Genomic DNA, 1,008 nt, shown 5'->3' on the forward strand with positions numbered 1-1,008 from the left:
ACAATGAAAACTTTAAAAGCAGAAAACCTAGCCAAGGCCTATGATAAACGCCAAATAGTTAAAGATGTTTCCCTGACTATCAACAGCGGTGAAGTGATCGGGCTGCTCGGCCCTAACGGTGCTGGTAAAACCACTTGTTTCTATATGATTGTAGGCCTGGTTAAGCATGATAAAGGCAAGATATCAGTTAATGATACCGACCTATCATCCATGGCTATGCATGATAGGGCACGAAACGGTGTCGGCTACCTGCCCCAGGAAGCTTCAATATTTAGAAAGTTAAGTGTTCGAGACAATATCCTGGCGGTACTAGAGATTAGAAAAGATCTTTCTCGCAGCGAAAGGCGACAAAGAATGGAAGCCTTACTCGAAGAGTTTCACATCACTCACATCAAAGATAGTCTTGGCATGGCCTTGTCAGGCGGTGAACGTAGGCGAGTGGAAATAGCCAGAGCTTTAGCAATGGAGCCTGACTTCATTCTACTCGATGAGCCCTTCGCAGGTGTCGACCCAATATCGGTCAACGACATCAAGTCAATCGTCTCTCACCTTAAAAGTAAAAATATCGGCGTACTCATAACCGATCACAACGTTAGAGAAACGCTGGATATTTGTGAAAAAGCCTATATTGTTGGTGATGGCCATATCATTGCTTCAGGAAGTGCTGAAGACATTCTGAATAATGAAAAGGTCAAACAAGTCTACTTGGGCAATCAATTCAAATTATAAGCCAGTGGCTAGTTCATAGCATTCGATTCGAACAGCATATACAAACAATTAAGCATGACTTTCAGCTTAGAAATGAGTAGCATGCAATTTTCACGTCAACAAGACGATAACTTGATCTAAAACAATTATTTGTAGGCTGGTAACGTAAATATACTTTTATTTGTTTCACACTTTGCTATCTTCGCACTACACTTGTGTAAATGAAGTAAATATAAATACGTTTATTCACAGCGACCATTTCCGCAAAATATAATAAGCGACAATACATGATTCAAAATT

Annotated in this window: 1 protein-coding gene; it reads left to right on the forward strand. The window is 40.3% G+C overall.

Annotated elements, in window-relative coordinates; all coding sequences use genetic code 11:
- The first annotated feature begins 3 nt into the window (after positions 1–3).
- Positions 4–729, forward strand: a complete 726-nt coding sequence (lptB, locus tag A3763_RS03585) for an LPS export ABC transporter ATP-binding protein (RefSeq protein ID WP_068511164.1) — start codon at positions 4–6, stop codon at positions 727–729.
- Positions 730–1,008 lie beyond the last annotated feature (279 nt).

Source organism: Oleiphilus sp. HI0128 (genome assembly GCF_001635365.1).

Excerpts from the sequence above, each read along its gene's own strand:
- lptB (WP_068511164.1), top strand. The coding sequence starts at position 4 with ATGAAAACTTTAAAAGCAGAAAACCTAGCCAAGGCCTATGATAAACGC.